General features: G+C 74.4%; 19 protein-coding genes. 16 read left to right on the plus strand and 3 right to left on the minus strand.

Annotation, left to right across the window (positions count from 1 at the left end; genetic code table 11):
• Positions 1-205 precede the first annotated feature (205 nt).
• From eno to ACQP12_RS04345, 4 genes are read left to right on the plus strand one after another with little or no spacing between them, the layout of a single operon-like run.
• A complete protein-coding gene (eno, locus tag ACQP12_RS04330; RefSeq protein ID WP_433285184.1) occupies positions 206-1,489 on the plus strand; it encodes a phosphopyruvate hydratase in 1,284 nt (427 codons plus the stop codon).
• 29 nt (positions 1,490-1,518) lie between these two features.
• Positions 1,519-2,154 carry an FtsB family cell division protein gene (locus ACQP12_RS04335; RefSeq protein ID WP_357941013.1) on the plus strand — a complete coding sequence of 212 codons (636 nt, stop codon included), beginning with the start codon at positions 1,519-1,521 and terminating at the stop codon, positions 2,152-2,154.
• Positions 2,155-2,176: 22 nt separating this feature from the next.
• Positions 2,177-2,734, plus strand: a complete 558-nt coding sequence (locus ACQP12_RS04340) for a DUF501 domain-containing protein (protein WP_091114352.1) — start codon at positions 2,177-2,179, stop codon at positions 2,732-2,734.
• Position 2,735: 1 nt separating this feature from the next.
• Positions 2,736-3,248 carry an amino-acid N-acetyltransferase gene (locus ACQP12_RS04345; protein WP_357941015.1) on the plus strand — a complete coding sequence of 171 codons (513 nt, stop codon included), beginning with the start codon at positions 2,736-2,738 and terminating at the stop codon, positions 3,246-3,248.
• Positions 3,249-3,254: 6 nt separating this feature from the next.
• Here the strand turns inward: ACQP12_RS04345 and ACQP12_RS04350 are convergent, their stop codons facing one another.
• Positions 3,255-4,163: an alpha/beta hydrolase family esterase gene (locus ACQP12_RS04350; protein WP_433285187.1), complete on the minus strand. Its 909-nt coding sequence runs from the start codon at positions 4,161-4,163 to the stop codon at positions 3,255-3,257.
• A gap of 99 nt (positions 4,164-4,262) precedes the next feature.
• Here ACQP12_RS04350 and ACQP12_RS04355 point away from each other — a divergent pair, with 99 nt between their 5' ends.
• Positions 4,263-5,249 carry an ArsR/SmtB family transcription factor gene (locus ACQP12_RS04355; RefSeq protein WP_433285190.1) on the plus strand — a complete coding sequence of 329 codons (987 nt, stop codon included), beginning with the start codon at positions 4,263-4,265 and terminating at the stop codon, positions 5,247-5,249.
• Positions 5,250-5,298: 49 nt separating this feature from the next.
• Positions 5,299-6,228: an exopolyphosphatase gene (locus ACQP12_RS04360; protein WP_433289121.1), complete on the plus strand. Its 930-nt coding sequence runs from the start codon at positions 5,299-5,301 to the stop codon at positions 6,226-6,228.
• 77 nt (positions 6,229-6,305) lie between these two features.
• Here ACQP12_RS04360 and ACQP12_RS04365 read toward each other — a convergent pair whose 3' ends face one another.
• Positions 6,306-7,013 (minus strand): hypothetical protein, encoded by a 708-nt coding sequence (locus tag ACQP12_RS04365; protein ID WP_433285192.1) that lies wholly within the window; start codon positions 7,011-7,013, stop codon positions 6,306-6,308.
• A gap of 97 nt (positions 7,014-7,110) precedes the next feature.
• Positions 7,111-7,740 (minus strand): LysE family translocator, encoded by a 630-nt coding sequence (locus tag ACQP12_RS04370; protein ID WP_357941023.1) that lies wholly within the window; start codon positions 7,738-7,740, stop codon positions 7,111-7,113.
• A gap of 65 nt (positions 7,741-7,805) precedes the next feature.
• On the opposite strand from ACQP12_RS04370, the gene ACQP12_RS04375 reads away from it, so the two are divergent.
• The 10 genes from ACQP12_RS04375 (at position 7,806) to ACQP12_RS04420 (ending at position 16,664) form a co-directional block, all read left to right on the plus strand.
• On the plus strand, positions 7,806-8,138 hold the full coding sequence (locus ACQP12_RS04375; protein WP_151461256.1) for a PadR family transcriptional regulator: 333 nt from the start codon (positions 7,806-7,808) through the stop codon (positions 8,136-8,138).
• Entirely contained in the window at positions 8,135-9,142 is a 1,008-nt protein-coding gene (locus ACQP12_RS04380; protein ID WP_433285195.1) for an HAAS signaling domain-containing protein, read from the plus strand. The genes ACQP12_RS04375 and ACQP12_RS04380 overlap by 4 nt, the downstream gene beginning before the upstream one ends.
• A gap of 247 nt (positions 9,143-9,389) precedes the next feature.
• A complete protein-coding gene (locus tag ACQP12_RS04385; RefSeq protein WP_433285197.1) occupies positions 9,390-10,103 on the plus strand; it encodes a dienelactone hydrolase family protein in 714 nt (237 codons plus the stop codon).
• A 19-nt stretch (positions 10,104-10,122) separates the two neighbouring features.
• The gene (locus ACQP12_RS04390; protein ID WP_433289123.1) at positions 10,123-10,836 is read left to right on the plus strand and encodes a uracil-DNA glycosylase; all 714 of its coding nucleotides are present in this window, start codon (positions 10,123-10,125) and stop codon (positions 10,834-10,836) included.
• A gap of 20 nt (positions 10,837-10,856) precedes the next feature.
• Complete coding sequence (locus ACQP12_RS04395) at positions 10,857-11,597, plus strand: DUF4129 domain-containing protein (RefSeq protein ID WP_433285199.1); 741 nt, start codon at positions 10,857-10,859, stop codon at positions 11,595-11,597.
• Positions 11,594-12,178 (plus strand): hypothetical protein, encoded by a 585-nt coding sequence (locus ACQP12_RS04400; RefSeq protein ID WP_433285202.1) that lies wholly within the window; start codon positions 11,594-11,596, stop codon positions 12,176-12,178. Before ACQP12_RS04395 ends, ACQP12_RS04400 begins: the two co-directional genes overlap by 4 nt.
• The gene (locus ACQP12_RS04405) at positions 12,175-13,182 is read left to right on the plus strand and encodes an AAA family ATPase (protein WP_357947756.1); all 1,008 of its coding nucleotides are present in this window, start codon (positions 12,175-12,177) and stop codon (positions 13,180-13,182) included. Before ACQP12_RS04400 ends, ACQP12_RS04405 begins: the two co-directional genes overlap by 4 nt.
• On the plus strand, positions 13,182-14,543 hold the full coding sequence (locus ACQP12_RS04410; protein ID WP_357947753.1) for a DUF58 domain-containing protein: 1,362 nt from the start codon (positions 13,182-13,184) through the stop codon (positions 14,541-14,543). The genes ACQP12_RS04405 and ACQP12_RS04410 overlap by 1 nt, the downstream gene beginning before the upstream one ends.
• 114 nt (positions 14,544-14,657) lie before the next feature.
• Entirely contained in the window at positions 14,658-15,230 is a 573-nt protein-coding gene (locus tag ACQP12_RS04415; protein WP_357947751.1) for a hypothetical protein, read from the plus strand.
• A gap of 102 nt (positions 15,231-15,332) precedes the next feature.
• Entirely contained in the window at positions 15,333-16,664 is a 1,332-nt protein-coding gene (locus ACQP12_RS04420) for an NAD(P)/FAD-dependent oxidoreductase (protein ID WP_433285205.1), read from the plus strand.
• Positions 16,665-16,737 lie beyond the last annotated feature (73 nt).

Genomic DNA, 16,737 nt, shown 5'->3' on the forward strand with positions numbered 1-16,737 from the left:
TCCGGGAATGTCCGTGTCGCCCTTCGTCGTGGGCGGCATTCAGGTGACGGTCCGCGTGGGGCCGACGCCCTCGCGTTCAGTCACCGAAGTGCCGCCCCGACGCAGGTACGCACGGGCGGGGACCGATACGCTGCGTTCAACACCTGCCTCAGCCGCACCGTCGCGGCCCATACCGGACCGGAACACACAAACGAGGAGCGACTCAGTGGCAACCATCGAGGGAATTGTCGCCCGGGAGATCCTGGACTCGCGGGGCAACCCGACGGTCGAGGTCGAGGTCGGGCTCGACGACGGCACGATCGCCCGCGCCGCGGTGCCGTCCGGCGCCTCCACCGGCGCCTTCGAGGCGATCGAGCTGCGCGACGGTGACAAGGACCGCTACCTGGGCAAGGGTGTCGAGAAGGCCGTCGCCAACATCGAGGACAAGATCGTCGACCAGCTCATCGGGTACGAGGCCAGCGAGCAGCGGCTGATCGACCAGAAGATGCTCGACATCGACGGCACGGACAACAAGGCCGAGCTGGGCGCCAACGCCATCCTCGGCGTCTCGCTGGCCGTGGCGAAGGCCGCCGCCGGCAGCGCCGAGCTGAGCCTCTTCCGCTACCTGGGCGGGCCGAACGCGCACCTGCTCCCGGTGCCGATGATGAACATCCTCAACGGCGGCGCGCACGCGGACTCGAACGTCGACATCCAGGAGTTCATGATCGCGCCGATCGGCGCGCCCACCTTCCGGGACGGGCTCCGCTCCGGCGCCGAGGTCTACCACGCGCTGAAGTCGGTGCTCAAGAAGAAGGACCTGTCGACCGGCCTCGGCGACGAGGGCGGGTTCGCCCCGAACCTGCCGACCAACGCCGCCGCGCTCGACCTGATCGCCGAGGCCGTGGAGAAGGCCGGCTACCGGCTCGGCACCGACATCGTCTTCGCTCTCGACGTGGCCGCCACCGAGTTCTTCGACAACGGCAGCTACACGTTCGAGGGCACCGCGAAGAGCGCCGAGGAGATGAGCAACTACTACACCAAGCTCGTCGGCGACTACCCGATCGTGTCCATCGAGGACCCGCTGTCCGAGGACGACTGGAGCGGCTGGGCCACCCTCACGGCCGCGCTCGGCGACCGGATCCAGATCGTCGGCGACGACCTGTTCGTCACCAACCCGCAGCGCATCGCCCGGGGCATCAGCGAGCGGGCCGCCAACGCGGTGCTCGTGAAGGTCAACCAGATCGGCTCGCTCACCGAGACCCTGGACGCGGTCGACCTGGCCCACCGGGCCGGCTTCATGTGCATGATGAGCCACCGTTCCGGCGAGACCGAGGACACCACCATCGCCGACCTGGCGGTCGCCACCGGCTGCGGCCAGATCAAGACCGGCGCCCCGGCCCGGTCCGACCGGGTCGCGAAGTACAACCAGCTCCTGCGGATCGAGGAGGAGCTGGCCGACGCGGCGCGGTACGCCGGTGCCGGCGCGTTCCCGCGCTACCGTTCGGCCTGAGCCGAGAGCTCCGGGGGAGGGGTGTGACGATGCAGCAGCGCCGCACACCGGGTGGCCAGCGGCCCGCCCGCCGGCCGGGTCAGGCCGGCCGGCCGGGCGGTGCCCGGGTCCGGTCGTCGGTCCGCGACGCCGGCGTCCGCGCCGAGCCGCGCGCCGCCGGGCGGTCACCCGGCGCCGCCCGCGCCACCGAGGGGGTACGCTCCGCGAGCCGCCCCGCGGCGGCCCGGCGTACCGCGGCCGGTGGCACGGTCAAGCGGCTCACCGCACCCCAACCCCGGCGCTTCACCGGGCGCGCCACCGTGCTCTTCGCGGTGCTGATCGCGCTCGCCCTGGCCTACACCTATCCGGTCCGGGTCTACCTGGACCAGCAGGCCGACATCGAGCGGATGGAAGCGTCCCAGCAGCGGCAGCGCGAGCTGATCCAGGAGCTCTCCGCCGAGGCGGAAAAGTGGCAGGACCCGGCGTACATCGAGACGCAGGCCCGGGAGCGGTTCTTCATGGGCCGGCCCGGCGAGACCCTGCTGGTGGTGCTCTCCGACCCGGAGGGGGCGGCCAAGGACGCCGGCAAGGGCGCGAAGCCGGGGCCGCCGAAGCCGCCCGACCCCTGGTACGACACCCTGTGGTCGAGCGTGCAGGCGGCCAACGCCGAGCGCCCCGACAAGTGACCACCGAGGAGAGCCAGAAACCGTGAGCGTCGTACCACCGCAGGATCCGGCGGCGGATTCCGTACCCCCGCCGGAGCGCCAGCCGGCCACCGAGGCCGACCTGGCCGCGGTGGCCGCGCAGCTCGGACGCCCGCCCCGCGGCACCCGGGCGGTGGCCCACCGGTGCCCGTGCGGCCTGCCCGACGTGGTGGAGACGACGCCCCGGCTGGCCGACGGCACGCCCTTCCCGACGCTGTTCTACCTGACCTGCCCGCGGGCCACCGCGGCGTGCAGCCGGCTGGAGTCGGCCGGGCTCATGAAGGAGATGGCCGAGCGGCTCGCCGAGGACCCGGAGCTGGCCGCCCGCTACCGGGCCGCGCACGAGGACTACCTGGCCCGCCGGGAGGCGATCGGGCAGGTGCCGGAGATCGCCGGGATCTCGGCCGGCGGCATGCCGGGGCGGGTCAAATGCCTGCACGTGCACCTCGGGCACGCGCTCGCCGCCGGGCCGGGGGTCAACCCGTTCGGCGACGAGACCCTCGCCCTGGTGGAGAAGTGGTGGGCGGCCGGCCCCTGCGTGGACGTGCCCGCGGCGGAGTGAGATGACGGCCGCCGACGAGATCCTGGTCCGCCGCGCCCGCACCGGCGACGTACGCGGCATCCGGCGGTTGGTGGACACCTACACCGACGACCGGCGGCTGCTCAGCAAGGCCACCGTCACCCTCTACGAGGACGTGCAGGAGTTCCGGGTGGCGGTGACGCCCGACGGCACGGTGGTCGGCTGCGGCGCCCTGCACGTCATGTGGGAGGACCTGGCCGAGATCCGCACCGTGGCGGTCGACCCGTCCTGCCGGGGGCACAAGATCGGGCACCGGATCGTCGGCGAGCTGATCGACGCGGCCCGCGAGGTGGGCGTCGCCCGGATCTTCGTGCTCACCTTCGAGACCGGCTTCTTCGGCTCGTTCGGCTTCCGCGAGATCGACGGCGCGCCGGTGCCGCAGCCGGTCTACGAGCAGCTCCTGCGCTCCTACGACGAGGGTGTCGCCGAGTTCCTCGACCTGGAGCGGGTCAAGCCGAACACCCTCGGCAACAGCCGGATGCTGCTGCGCCTCTGACCCGGCTCACGTGCGACGCGGGTGGGCCGCGAAGAACTCCCAGATCAGGTCGGTGGCCGTGACGCCGGCGTCCGGGTCGGCGAGCGTCCCCGCGGTGGCGCCCGGCCACGAGTGGCTCATCTCGGGGAGGCTCCACACGGTCACGTCGCTGCCGTCGGCGCACCGCGCGTCGGCCCGGCTCAGGCCCGCCGGCGCCGCGGGCTTCCTCCCCGCCACCGGGCGGCAGCCGAGCCGTCGCTGCCAGGTGCGCAGCCCGTCGTGGAAGATGCCGGCGTACTGGTCCTGCCCGCCGACGAAGGTGATCACCGAGACCGGCCGCTTCGGGACGTAGCTGTCCGGCTCGGTCAGCGGGCCGCTGTAGCCGCCGCTGACCACACCGATCGCCGCGAACACTCCGGTGGCCTCCACGGCGACGCGGAAGCTCAGGTCACCGCCGTTGGAGATGCCCGTCAGGTAGACCCGGTCCGGGTCGGCCCGCCAGGTGTCGACCAGGTGGGCGGTGAGCGCGGTGAGGAACCCCACGTCGTCCGCCGACCCGCAGCAGATCAGCGCGTTGAAGCCGCCGTGCCGGCCGTCCGGGTAGGCGACCAGGAAGTTCTCCCGGTCCGCGCGGGCGTCCAGGCCGCTCAGCTCCCGCATGTCGGCCCCGGTGCCGGGGAAGAAGTGCAGCGCGATGACCAGCGCCGCCGGGCGCGTCGGGTCGTACCCGGGCGGGGCGTGCAGCAGGTAGCTGCGCTCCACCCCGCCGTGGCGCAGGGTCAGCTCGTGGTCCCCGGCGGCCGGTCGTTCGGCGGGCGTCGACGCGGCCGCCCGCCCGCTCGGCGTCGGTGCGGCGGCCGGCTCGGCCTGCCCGCCGCACGCTCCACCGGTGAACGACAGAACCAGCCCCGCCAGCACCGCGATCGTCCGCCGCACGTCCCGCCCTCCCCGTGGGTAACCGGGCTCCACCGTCGGTTCCGGGACCCGAGCCGGTCAACCCTTTCGGTCCTCGCCGAAGCCGGGCACGCTGCTCTCATGCTGCGGCTGCACCTCGGACCGGCGGACCTGAGCCGGGTACGGTTCGTCGACCGGCTGCACCCGGTCGGCACCGCGATGCTGGCCTGCCAGGCGCTGCACGATCCGGCCACCGCCGCCATGGCGCCGGACCTCGTGGCGGCGGCCGGCTCGGCGACCTCCGTACGCGGGGTGCGCGCCGCCGCCACCTCGCTGCGGCACCTGCTGCCGGCCCGTGGGCGCCTGCCCGATTTCCTCACCCCGTTCGACGGGCTGGACTCGGTGGCCGCGGGCCTCGCGGCGATCCGGTCCACCCCCGCCCGCCGGGTCCGGGAGGAGGTCGCCGACGCCTACTCCGAGGTCACCGCGACGCCGCTGCGGCGCGCATTCGCCGCCGCCGACCCGACGGTGCTCGACCTGTTCGGCCGGGCGCTCGACACCTGGTTCGGTGCGGTGCTGGCCCCGCACTGGTCCACCCTGACCACCGTCCACCAGCGACAACTGGCCGACGCCGCGCACCGGCTGGCCCGGCGCGGGCTGGCGGGTCTGTTCGACGGGCTGCACCCGGCGATCCGGTGGCGGCCACCCGTGCTGGAGGTGCGCACCTGGTGGAGCGGGGAGGTGACCGGCACCGGCGAGGGGATGGTGCTGCTCCCGTCGCCGGTGGCCGGCCCGCTGCCCCGCGTCCTGGTCGAACCGGGCCGGCCGGTCCTGCTCGTGTACCCCGCCGCCATGCCGGCGCGCGCCACCGATCCGGCGGTCGACCCGCTCGCCGGGGTGCTGGGCGCCACCCGGGCGGCGATGCTGCGCCGCCTCGCCGTGCCGGGCCCGCACACCACCACGGCGCTCGCCCGGGGCGTCGGGGTCGGCCTGTCCACGGCCTCCGAGCACGCCACCGCGCTGCGCGCCGCCGGCCTGGTCGCCACCGAGCGCGACGGCGGCGCGGTCCGGCACCGCCTGACCCCGCTCGGCGCCCACCTGCTCGGCCGCCCCGCGGTCGACGACTGACCCGGTCCGTCGGGGCGGCTGCCGTAGGGTGGCAGCCGTGACGACGCGCGTGGCCGCCATCGACTGCGGGACCAACTCCATCCGACTCCTGGTCGCCGACCTGCCCGACCCGTCCGCCGGGCCGCAGGCGCCGCTGGTCGACCTGAGTCGGCGGATGGAGATCGTCCGGCTGGGCCAGGGGGTCGACCGCACCGGCCGGCTCGCGCCCGAGGCGATCGAACGGACCCGCGTGGCGCTCGCCGACTACGCGTCGGAGATCGAGAAGCTGGGCGCCGAGCGCGTCCGGATGTGCGCCACCTCCGCCTCCCGCGACGCCTCGAACGCCGCCGACTTCCGGGCCATGGTCGAGGAGACCCTCGGCGTCGCGCCCGAGGTGGTCACCGGCGACGAGGAGGCCCGGCTCTCCTTCACCGGGGCCGTCCGCGGCCTGCCCGCCGACGCCGAACCGCCCTACCTGGTGGTCGACATCGGCGGCGGCTCCACCGAGTTCGTGGTCGGCACCCGCGAGGGCGGCGTCCAGGCGGCCATCTCGATGGACATCGGCTGCGTCCGGATGACCGAGCGCCACCTGCACGGCGACCCGCCCGGCCTGGACGAGGTCGCCGCCGCGCAGGCCGACATCGCGGTCGCCGTGGACCGGGCGCTGACGGCCGTCCCGGGCCGGGAGGCCGCCACCCTGGTCGGGCTCGCCGGGTCGGTCACCACCGTGGTCGCCATCGCCCAGGGGCTCCAGGAGTACGACCCGGCCCGCATCCACCACGCCCGGGTGTCGTACGACCAGGTCGCCGAGGTCACCGCCGACCTGCTGGGGAAGACCCGTGAGCAGCGGCTGGCCATCCCGGTGATGCACCCGGGCCGGGCCGACGTGATCGGCGCGGGCGCGCTGGTGCTCCGGGTCATCATGGAGCGCGCCGGGATGCCCTCGGTCGTCGCCTCCGAACACGACATCCTCGACGGCATCGCCTGGTCCCTGGCCTGAGGCAGTCGGCACGCGTGACGTGCCCGGGTCGGATGTCCGGCCACTCGGCCGCCACCCGACCGGCGTCGGTCAGCCGTTCACCTCGAACGCTGGCGCGGCCAGTCCGACGACCGCCCGGACCCGTCCCCGGAGCCGCCCGACACCAGCCCGGCCCAGTCGGAACGACCGGCCCAGCTTGCGCCGCCCGCCCCGGACGAGCCGCCCGCCGTGGATGGACCGCCGGCCCGCACCAGTTCCGGCTCGGGCGTGGTGGGCGGCGTGCTGAGCCCGAGACCGTCCACACCCAGCGGGCGGTCCCGTCGGGTCGCGGGCGGGAGAATCTCGTCCGCCTGCAGCGCCGTGGGGGTGTCGTCCGCGGGCTGCGGCCACCGCTGCCAGCGGCGGATGCTCACGACCCCGACGAGGAGCAGCGAGCCGACCAGCAGCGTCGTCCCGGTCCGGAGCGGGGCCGCCAGGTCGACCTGGTGGCCGCCCAGGGTCAGTTTGTGGTCGAGCAGTTTCAGCACTCCGGTCGGACTGACGAGCAGGCCCAGGTAGCTGGCCGCGTAGACCAGGCCGGTCAGCGCCGCGCCCAGCGGGGAGAAGCGGAGCGTGGCGATGAGCCCGAGCACGAGCCCGGCGGCGGCCAGCACCAGCGCGGGGCGAACGAAATCACCGCTGTCCAGCGCGCCGCCGTTCTGTGCGGCGGCGAACGCCTGCTCCGACCGGTCCTGGCCGAGGGCGAAGAGAATCCAGGCCAGCGGACCGACGATGGCAGCGGCGAGCACGGTTCCGAGGTGTCGCATCCGGGCAACGTACCGACGTTCCACGAGGATGAGCAGGCCTCATAAGCGAAAATTAAAGTCAATCCCGGGTCGCGGGCGGTGACGCGCCCGGCGGCGGTCAGGTTCGTTCGGTGGCGAGGCGGGCGCCGAAGCCGAGCAGGGCGACCCCGGTCAGCCCGTCCAGCCAGCGGCGGACCCGGCGCCGGGACAGCAGGTCCCGGGCCCGGTTCAGCGCCGAGACCAGGACCAGCAGGTACGCGAGGCTGAGCACGGCGTGGCTGAGCGCGAAGGCGAGCAGCACCCCGATCGGTGCGCCCCCGCCGACGAACTGCGGCAGCACGGCCAGGTAGAACGCCAGCACCTTCGGGTTGGTGACGTTGGACAGGAAGCCCTGCCGGAACCCGGCCAGGGCCTGCCCGGGGGTGGCGGCGGCGTCGCCGGCCAGCGGCGGGTAGTCGCCGCGCCAGGCCGACCGCCACGCCTGCACCCCGAGGTACGCCAGGTACGCCACGCCGGCCCAGCGGATCGCCTCGAAGAGCGGTTGGGAGCGGACGATGAGCGCGCCGAGCCCGGCGGCGGCGGTCACTCCCTGCACCGCGTTCGAGGCGGTCACGCCGATCGCGCTCCACCGGCCCCGGCGCCGGCCGGCGGCCAGCGTGTTCCGGGTGACCACGGCGAAGTCCGGCCCCGGGATGAGGATCAGCACGGTGGCGAAGATCAGGAAGGACGCGTAGCTGCTCCACGACACGCCACGAGCCTACCCAGCTACGACGTTCTTGACGGTACTACGTAATCCGCACTAGTGTGCGGAGCGTGGATACGACGCAGCTCCTCAAGGGCGTGCTCGACCTGGCCGTTCTCGCCGTGCTCAAGGAGGAGGACGGCTACGGTTACGACATCCTCCGCCGGCTGCGCGAGGCCGGCCTGGAGGAGGTCGGCGACGCCTCGGTCTACGGCACCCTGCGCCGGCTCTTCGCCGCCGGGCTGCTGACCACCTACGTGGTGCCGAGCGAGTCCGGGCCGCACCGCAAGTACTACTCACTCAACGTCGCCGGCCGGGACCAACTCACCCGCTCCGGCAAGACCTGGCGCTCCTTCGCCACCACCATGGACGCACTGCTCGACGATCGGGGGATGGCGGCATGACCGTCACTGGGCAGGAGATCGCGGACTACGTCGACCGGGTGCGGGCCGCCCTGGCCGATCTGCCGCCCACCGTCCGCGACGAGCTGACCGAGGACCTGCCGGAGCACCTCACCGAGGTCGCCGCCGAGGCCGAGGGCACCCTCGTCGACCGGCTCGGCACGCCCGAGGCGTACGCGGCGGAGCTGCGGGCCGCGGCCGGCGCCGAGCCGGGAGCCGGGCCGGGGCGCCGGCGCCGGCGACTGGCCGCCGCGCAGGCGCGCGCCGGGACCCAGCTGCGCGCCCTCGACACCCAGCTCGGCCCGCTGCTCGGGCAGTCCTCGGTGAGCGAGTTCCTCCGCCCGCTGCGCCCCGCCTGGTGGCTGCTGCGCGGCTGGCTCGTGGCGCTGATGATCTCCGTCGTGCTCCAGGAGCCCTCCGGGTTGCTGCCCCGGCTCGACGGCAGCGTGCTCGCCGGCCTGTTCCTGCTCGCCGGCACCGTGCTCGCCTCGGTCTGGCTGGGCCGGCGCTCGCCCGGCCTGCACGGCTGGCCGCGGCGGCTGACGCGGCTCGGCACCGCGGCGCTGCTGATCTTCTCCTTCGCCGTGCTGGTCAACGTCGACCAGCACGCCAGTTCCGACCAGTTCGGCAGCTACCAGGAGGTCTCGGTCGGCGACCGGTACGACTCGATCGAGGACGTCTTCGTCTACGACCAGGAGGGGCGGCTGATCCGCAACGCCCAGCTCTTCGACCAGAACGGTGTGCCCATCCGGCTCGGCTGGCCGACCTGCATGAGTGTGGACGGCAACATGCCCCCGCCGCGCAACGCCTACCCCTACTGCCCCGACCGGGCGCCCTTCGGGCCACCGGCCCCGGCGGCCCCGGCCGCGCCGACCCTGAGCGCCCCGCCCGCACCGAGCGCGAGCGCGGCCACCCCCGCGCCGAGCGGGAGCGCCACCCCCGCGCCGGCCCTGACTCCGTCGACCGCGCCCACCGAGAGCACGCCGACGCCGGCGCCGACCCGCTGAAGCCGACCCCGAGGGGGCGTCCGCCGACCGGCGGGCGCCCCCTCGGCGCGTCCACGAGGGAGGGCCGTACGGGAGCGTACGACCGTCGCCGGCGGCGGTGCGCGCCATCCCGTCCGGCAGGCGAACGGGAGGTGAATGCCACTGTTCTTTCGTCTTCCCCGCGCCGGTGAGCGCGTGGCACGCTACCGGCACGTAACACCCACTGTGCGACCAGCCAACGATGACTGACCGCTAGGAGGACGGGCCCATGGGCGAGATGGTGAGCTTCACCGGTAACGGGGGGACGAGCGAGGGGTATCTCGCGATACCCTCCGGCGGTGCGGCCAGCCCGGCGGTCATCGTCATCCAGGACTGGTGGGGCCTGGTGCCCCACGTCCGGGCGGTGGTGGACCGCTTCGCCGAGGCCGGCTTCGTCGCGCTCGCGCCCGACTTCCGGCACGGCGGCCCGGCCAGCAAGCCGAGTGAGCCGCGGCAGATGTTGAACAGCACCCAGATGGACGAGGCGGCGAGCGACATCGCGGCGGCCGCGGAATACCTCGCCAACCGTCCCGAGGTCGCCGGCAAGGTGGGCTGCGCGGGGTTCTGCGCCGGCGCCAGCCTGGCGCTCTGGTCCGGCACGTTCTCCGAGCGGATCGTCGCCACCGCCGGCTTCTACCCGCGGCTGCCCTGGGAGGGCATGCGCGCCGGCGCGGCGGACAACGCGGGCCGCACCGGCTGGGCCGGCTACGCCGGCAAGGCCGCGCTCGTGCACTGCTCGGAGGCGGACGGCCTGTCGGCCGCCGACGGGGTGCAGAGCGTCCGCCGGGCCATCGAGGCGGCCGGCGGCACCTGCCAGACCTACGACTACCCCGGCACCGCTCACGCGTTCTTCAACGAGGACCGGCCGGAGCACTTCGACCAGCGGGCCGCCGCGACCGCCTGGGCCCGCACCCTGGAACTCTTCCGGGCCAAGCTTGGCTGAGTCACGTACCCCCGATGAGGTGGTCGCCCGCGCCGCGCGGGCGACCGACCTGGCCGACCTCGACGGCGCGGTGAGCAACTGCTTCGCCTGCCCCCGGCTGGTGGTCTGGCGGGAGGAGGTGGCCCGGGTCAAGCGGGCGGCCTTCCGCGACCAGGACTACTGGGGGCGGCCGGTGCCCGGCTTCGGCCCGGCCGACGCGCGGATCGGCATCCTCGGCCTGGCGCCCGCCGCGCACGGCGGCAACCGCACCGGCCGGATCTTCACCGGGGACCGCTCCGGCGACGTGCTCTTCGCGGCGCTGCACCGGGCCGGGCTGGCGAACCAGGCGACCAGCGTGTCCACCGACGACGGTCTCGCCCTGCGCGACACCCGCATCTTCGCCGCCGTGCGCTGCGCGCCGCCGGACAACAAGCCCACCCCGGCCGAGCGGGACACCTGCGCGCCGTGGCTGCACCGGGAGGTCGCGCTGATCCGGCCCACCCTGCGCGTCGTGGTCTCGCTGGGCGCGTTCGCCTGGGCCGCGTGGTGGCCGGTGCTGCGCCACGTGTACGGACAGCGCCCGCCCACTCCGCGCCCGGCGTTCGGCCATGGGGCACACTGGTCCGGCACATCCGCACCGGCGCTGCTCGGCTGCTATCACGTCAGCCAGCAGAACACCTTCACCGGGCGGCTGACGCCAGCGATGTTGGACGACGTGTTCGCCCGGGCGAAGGACCTGGCCGGGGTGGACTGAGGAATGCGTGGGGCGGTGGGATGGACCTCGGCGTGCTGCGCAGGTGGTGGCCGGTCGCTGCGGTGACCCTGCTGCTCGCCGTCGGCGCGCTCGCCGCCGGGCACTCGGCCATCGGGGCGAGCCGCATCCCGCCCGCCGCGGACACCATCCCGTACGTGCCCGACTACCCGTCGGCCGAGGCCGCACCCTCGATCACGGTCGAGCCCCGGGATGCCGGCCCGCCCACCTCGGGTGGCATCCCCGGCTGGCTCGTCACCGCCGCCATCGTGGTGCTCGCGGCGGCCGTGCTGGCCGCGGTCGGCTACGTGCTCTGGACCGTGGTCGGCGGGGCGCTGCGCCGGGCGACCCGCGCGCTGCCAGCGCAGCGGGGCCGGCGCACCGCCGAGGGCACCGCCCGCGAGGTGGTGGCCGCGCTGGACGCCGGCCTGGTGGACCTGGACGACCGGTCAACCGACCCGCGCACGGCGGTGATCGCCTGCTGGGTCCGGCTGGAGGAGGCCGCGCACGAGGCCGGGGTGCCCCGGCACGCCGGGGACACGCCCACCGACCTGGTCAGCCGGTTGCTGCGCGGCGATTCCGCGGCCGGCGTCCCGGCCATCGCCAGCGCCGACGTGCTCGACGGCTTCGCGCACGTCTACCGCGAGGCCCGGTACGCCACCCACACCGTCGACGAGCGGATGCGCGACCAGGCCCGGGCCGCCCTGCGCCGGCTGCGCAGCGAGCTGACCGCCATGACCGAGGTTCCCGAGGCGACGGCGTGAGCACCAGCATCGACGACCTGCTCTCGTCCGCCGAGGAGCCCGTCGAGGAGACGCGGCGGTCGGGCGGCGGCCGGGCGCGCTGGGTGCTGCGCACCCTCGGGGTCACCGCCGCGATCGTGGTGGTGGTCGTCGTCGGGCTGCGCGCGGTCGGCCTCCAGGTCTCGCTCTGGGTCATCGTCGCGGGCGTGCTGGCCGTGCTCGCCGTGCGCCGGGTCACCGCCGAGCTGTCGCCCCCGCCGCCGCCCCGGGCCGGCGCCCGCGCCCCGGCCGGCGAGGAGCCCGGCACCTGGAACTGGTCCTCCCGGGACGCGCTGCGCGCCGCGGTCAACAAGTGGGAGCGCCCGCTGGACTGGTGCTCCGGCAACCGCGAGCGGTTCACCGAGCGGGTGCTTCCCCGCCTGGGCGAGCTGGCCGACGAGCGGCTGCGCCAGAAGCACGGCGTCACCCGCGAGTCCGACCCGGCCCGCGCCCGCACCCTGCTGGGTGAGCCGCTGTGGACGTTCCTCGCCACCCCCGCCCGCCGCCCCCCGTCGCCGCGCGACCTCGCGGCGATCGTCGCCGAACTGGAGAAGCTGTCATGAACGACGTGGACCGCAGCATGCCCCCCGCCGAGGTCGGCCAGCTGGCCCGCGCCGTGCTGGACGCGGTCGGCACGGTCGTGGTCGGCAAGCGGGAGGCGCTGGAGCTGGTCCTCGCCGGCATCCTGGCCGGCGGCCACGTGCTGCTGGAGGATCTGCCCGGCCTGGGCAAGACGCTCACGGCGCGGTCGTTCGCGCAGGCCCTCGGGCTGGACTTCCGCCGCCTCCAGTTCACCCCGGACCTGCTGCCCGCCGACGTCACCGGCTCCTTCCTCTACGACCAGCGCAGCGGCGACTTCTCGTTCCGTGCCGGGCCGGTTTTCACCAACCTGCTACTCGCCGACGAGATCAACCGGACCCCGCCGAAGACCCAGTCGGCGCTGCTGGAGGCGATGCAGGAGAAGCAGGTCTCGGTGGAGGGCGTCACCTACCGGCTGGACGAGCCGTTCCACGTGCTCGCCACCGCGAACCCGATCGAGTACGAGGGCACCTACCCGCTGCCCGAGGCGCAGCTCGACCGGTTCCTGCTCCGGGTCTCGTTCGGCTACCCGAACCACGACGAGGAGTGGGAGGTGCTGCGCCGGCGGATCGCCCGCCGCCGCGAGGAGGCCGAGATCAAACCGGTGGTGGACTCCGGCACGCTGCGCGCCATGCAGGCCGCGCTGGAGGACGTCGTCGTCGAGGACTCCATCGGCCGGTACATCGTGGCGCTGACCGCGGCCACCCGGGAGCACCCGTCCGTGCTGGTCGGCGCCTCGCCACGCGGCTCGCTGGCGCTGCTGCTGCTGTCCCGGGTCCGCGCGGTGCTCGCCAACCGGGACTACGTGGTGCCGGAGGACGTCAAGGCGGTGGCCGCGCCCGCGCTGGCACACCGGATCACCCTGCGGCCGGAGATGTGGCTGCGCCGGGTGGATCCGTCCTTCGTCGTCGGTGAGGTGCTGGAGTCGACGCCCGCTCCGGCCAGCGGCGCGCTGCCCAGCTACGCGGCCGGACCGTCCGGGCGCTGATGGCGGACCGTCAGGAACCGGCGAGCGGCTGGGCGCCCACCCGGGCGCTCGGCCGGGCCGTGCTGCTCACCGGCCTGCTGCTGGTCGCGGCGGTGCTGCTCGGCCGCATCGACCTGGTCGTGCTGGCCACCCCGTTCGCGCTGGGCACCGCGTACGCGCTGCGCCGCCGGCCCACCGCCCTGCCCGACCTGGAGATCGGCACCGCGGACGCGCACCTGGTCGAGGGCACCCCGATGGCCGCCACGGTGGCCGTCGCCAACCCGGACACCGTCTCCTACGACCTGGCCGTGGTGCGGACGCGGATGTCGCGCTGGCTGCGGGTGGAGAAGGTCGGCTTCGGCGGGGCCGGGGTGGACGTGAGCCGCTCCGGCGCCGACCGGCCCTTCGTCACCTCGGTGCCGTCCGGCTCCGCCGTCGACCTGGAGCTGACCGGGACGGCGCTGCGCTGGGGGCGGCACCCGATCGGGCCGGCCGGCGCCCGGGTCGCCGCCGCCGACGGGCTGCTCGTGTCGCGGGCCGTGGTCACCGAGGCGGTCCGGATGCGGGTCTATCCGGTGACCGAGCCGTTCGAGGCGGTCGAGGCGATGCCCCGGGCCGCCGGGCTGGTCGGCGCGCACCACTCGCGCCGGCCGGGCGAGGGCGGCGAGCTGGCCGGGGTCCGCGTCTTCGCGCCCGGGGACCGGCTGCGCCGGATCGACTGGCGGGTCTCGCTGCGGGCTCGCCAGCTGCACGTGGCGGCCACCCTCTCCGACCGGGACGCCGAGGTGGTGGTGCTGCTCGACGTGCTGGCCGAGGCGGGCCGCTCCGGCGGCGTAGGCGGGCCGGCGTCCGTGCTGGACACCACCGTGCGGGCGGCCGCCGCGATCGCCGAGCACTACCTGCACCGGGGTGACCGGGTGGCGCTGCTGGAGTACGGCCCGGCCGCCCGCCGGCTGCGCCCGGCCACCGGACGCCGGCAGTACCTGACCGTGCTGGAGTGGCTGCTCGACGTCCAGGCCGAGGCCTCCCCGCACGAGCCGTACGACCAGGTCTTCGGCCCGCAGCTGCTCTCCTCGGACGCGCTCGTGGTGGTGCTCACCCCGCTGCTCGACGAGCGGTCGGCGCAGATGCTGGCGCGGATGGCCCGGGGTGGGCGGTTCGTCGTGGCGGTGGACACCCTGCCGGCCGAGCTGCCGATGCCGAAGGACCGGGGCTGGACCGAGGTGGCGTACCGGCTGTGGCGGCTGGACCGGGACACGATGATCGGCCAGCTCCGCGAGCACGGCGTGCCGGTGGTGCGCTGGGCCGGCGCCGGCAGCCTCGACCAGGTGCTGCGCGACGTGGCCCGCCTGGCCACGGCACCGAAGGCAGGGATGCGGTGAGCGCGAGGAGTGCAGCGCAGCGGAGCCCCGCAGTCGCGAACGGAAGGTCGGTTCGGTGAGCGCGAGGAGTGCGGCGCAGCGGAGCCCCGCAGTCGCGAACGAAGAGTGGCGCAGATGAACGATCTCGTCGAGGGGCTGACCGAGCGGGTGCGGGCGCTGCAGCACGCGGCTCGCCGGGTCAGCCCGACCCCGCTGCTGGTGCGGGCCGGCATCTTCCTCACGGTGCTGGTCGGCGTCCTGGTCGCGTACCCCGCACAGGCCTTCACCCCGCGGTCGCTGCTGGCCTTCACGGTGGTGGCGGTGCTGCCGGCGGCCGGTCCGCGGCGGGTCTGGCCGACCTTCGCGGCGCTGGTCACCGTCGGCGGCTGGCTGCTCGCCACGCTCGGCTTCGACCGGCCGCCGGCGCTGTGGCGGCTGCTCGCCGTGGCCACGCTGCTCTATCTGGCGCACACGCTGTGCGCGCTGGCCGCGCTGCTGCCCTACGACGCGGTGGTCGACCCGGATCTGGTGCTGCGCTGGCTGGCGCGGGCCGGTGGGGTGGTGCTGGCCGCCGCCGTGCTCGGCATCGTGCTGGCGTGGCTCGGCGGGGTCGGCGGGGACTCGGGTTCCCAGGCGGCGACGGTGGCGGGACTGCTGGTGGCGGTGGGTCTCAGCGGCCTCCTGGCGTGGCTCCTGCGTCGCAGATAGCGGGATGTCCCGAGAAGTTGCGCAGGTCACAGGGGTTGTGCTCCGTCACAGAAGAGGGTCTCGATCGGGATTAGCCGAGCCGCCCGGGGAAAGATAGATGGCGTGAATCCGAAGCGGATCCTTGTCGTGGGTGCCGGGCATGTGGGCCTGTACGCCGCTCTGCGCCTGTCCAAGAAGCTGAGCTCCCGTGAGGCCGAGGTCATCGTCGTCGACCCGCAGCCGCACATGACCTACCAGCCGTTCCTCCCGGAGGCTTCGGCGGGCAACATCTCCCCGCGGCACGCTGTGGTGCCGCTGCGGCGGGAGTTGCGCAAGTGCAAGGTCGTGGCCGGCACGGTCACCCGGATCGACCACGACCGCAAGACCGCCGTCGTGCAGCCGATCAGCGGGCCGACCCGGGAAATCCAGTACGACCACGTGGTGGTGGCGCCCGGCTCGGTGTCCCGCACCCTGCCGATCCCCGGCCTGCACGAACACGGCATCGGGTTCAAGACCATCGGTGAGGCCATCTTCCTGCGCAACCACGTGCTGGACCGGCTCGACGTCGCGGCCGCCACCACCGACCCCGAGGTCCGCAGCCGCGCCCTGACCTTCGTCTTCGTGGGCGGTGGTTACGCCGGCATCGAGGCGCTCGCCGAGATGGAGGACATGGCCCGGGACGCGCTGCGCTACTACCCGGAGCTGAAGCCGGAGGACATGCGCTGGGTGCTGGTCGAGGCCACCCAGCGGGTGCTGCCCGAGGTCGATCGGGACATGGGCGCCTACACGGTGCAGGAGCTGCTCAAGCGGAACATGGACATCCGCCTGGACACCCGGCTGGAGTCCTGCGTCGACGGGGTCGCGAAGCTCTCCGACGGGGCCAGCTTCCCGTCCGACACGATCGTCTGGACGGCCGGCGTGAAGCCGTCGCCGATGCTGGACGCGACGGACTTCCCGCGCGACGAGCGGCGCCGTGTCACCTGCCTGCCCACCCTCCAGATCGTGGACGGCGACCGGGTGGTCGAGGGCGCGTGGAGCGCCGGCGACTGCGCCGCGGTGCCGGACCTGACGAAGGAGCCGGGCAACTTCTGCTCGCCCAGCGCGCAGCACGCCGTCCGGCAGGCCGCCCGGATGGCCGACAACATCGTGAACGTGATCCGCGGGCGCGAGCCGGTCGACTACAAGCACAAGCACGCGGGCAGCGTGGCCAGCCTCGGCCTGCACAAGGGCGTGGCGCAGGTCTACGGCGTGAAGATGACCGGCTGGCCGGCCTGGTTCATGCACCGCACGTACCACATGTCGCGGATCCCCTCGTTCAACCGCAAGGTCCGGGTCGTGGTCGACTGGACGCTGGCGTTCGTCCTCAAGCGTGAGGTGGTCGCCCTGGGCCAGCTGCACGACCCGCGCGAGGAGTTCGCCGAGGCGTCCGCCCCGCCGGTCGGCGCGCGCGGCTGAACCAAGCGCGCGGCTGAACCACCTCGTGTCAGAGCAACCGGTAAGGGCCCTTCCCGCACGGGAGGGGCCCTTC

Source organism: Micromonospora sp. CA-244673 (assembly GCF_050948395.1).
In the GTDB taxonomy this organism is placed as follows: domain Bacteria; phylum Actinomycetota; class Actinomycetes; order Mycobacteriales; family Micromonosporaceae; genus Micromonospora.

Coding starts and splice junctions, on each gene's coding strand:
- ACQP12_RS04355 (WP_433285190.1), top strand. CDS start 4,263: ATGCTGCGGCTGCACCTCGGACCGGCGGACCTGAGCCGGGTACGGTTC.
- ACQP12_RS04345 (WP_357941015.1), top strand. CDS start 2,736: ATGACGGCCGCCGACGAGATCCTGGTCCGCCGCGCCCGCACCGGCGAC.
- ACQP12_RS04395 (WP_433285199.1), top strand. CDS start 10,857: ATGGACCTCGGCGTGCTGCGCAGGTGGTGGCCGGTCGCTGCGGTGACC.
- ACQP12_RS04415 (WP_357947751.1), top strand. CDS start 14,658: ATGAACGATCTCGTCGAGGGGCTGACCGAGCGGGTGCGGGCGCTGCAG.
- ACQP12_RS04335 (WP_357941013.1), top strand. CDS start 1,519: ATGCAGCAGCGCCGCACACCGGGTGGCCAGCGGCCCGCCCGCCGGCCG.
- ACQP12_RS04380 (WP_433285195.1), top strand. CDS start 8,135: ATGACCGTCACTGGGCAGGAGATCGCGGACTACGTCGACCGGGTGCGG.
- ACQP12_RS04405 (WP_357947756.1), top strand. CDS start 12,175: ATGAACGACGTGGACCGCAGCATGCCCCCCGCCGAGGTCGGCCAGCTG.
- ACQP12_RS04410 (WP_357947753.1), top strand. CDS start 13,182: ATGGCGGACCGTCAGGAACCGGCGAGCGGCTGGGCGCCCACCCGGGCG.
- ACQP12_RS04365 (WP_433285192.1), bottom strand. CDS start 7,013: ATGCGACACCTCGGAACCGTGCTCGCCGCTGCCATCGTCGGTCCGCTG.
- ACQP12_RS04385 (WP_433285197.1), top strand. CDS start 9,390: ATGGGCGAGATGGTGAGCTTCACCGGTAACGGGGGGACGAGCGAGGGG.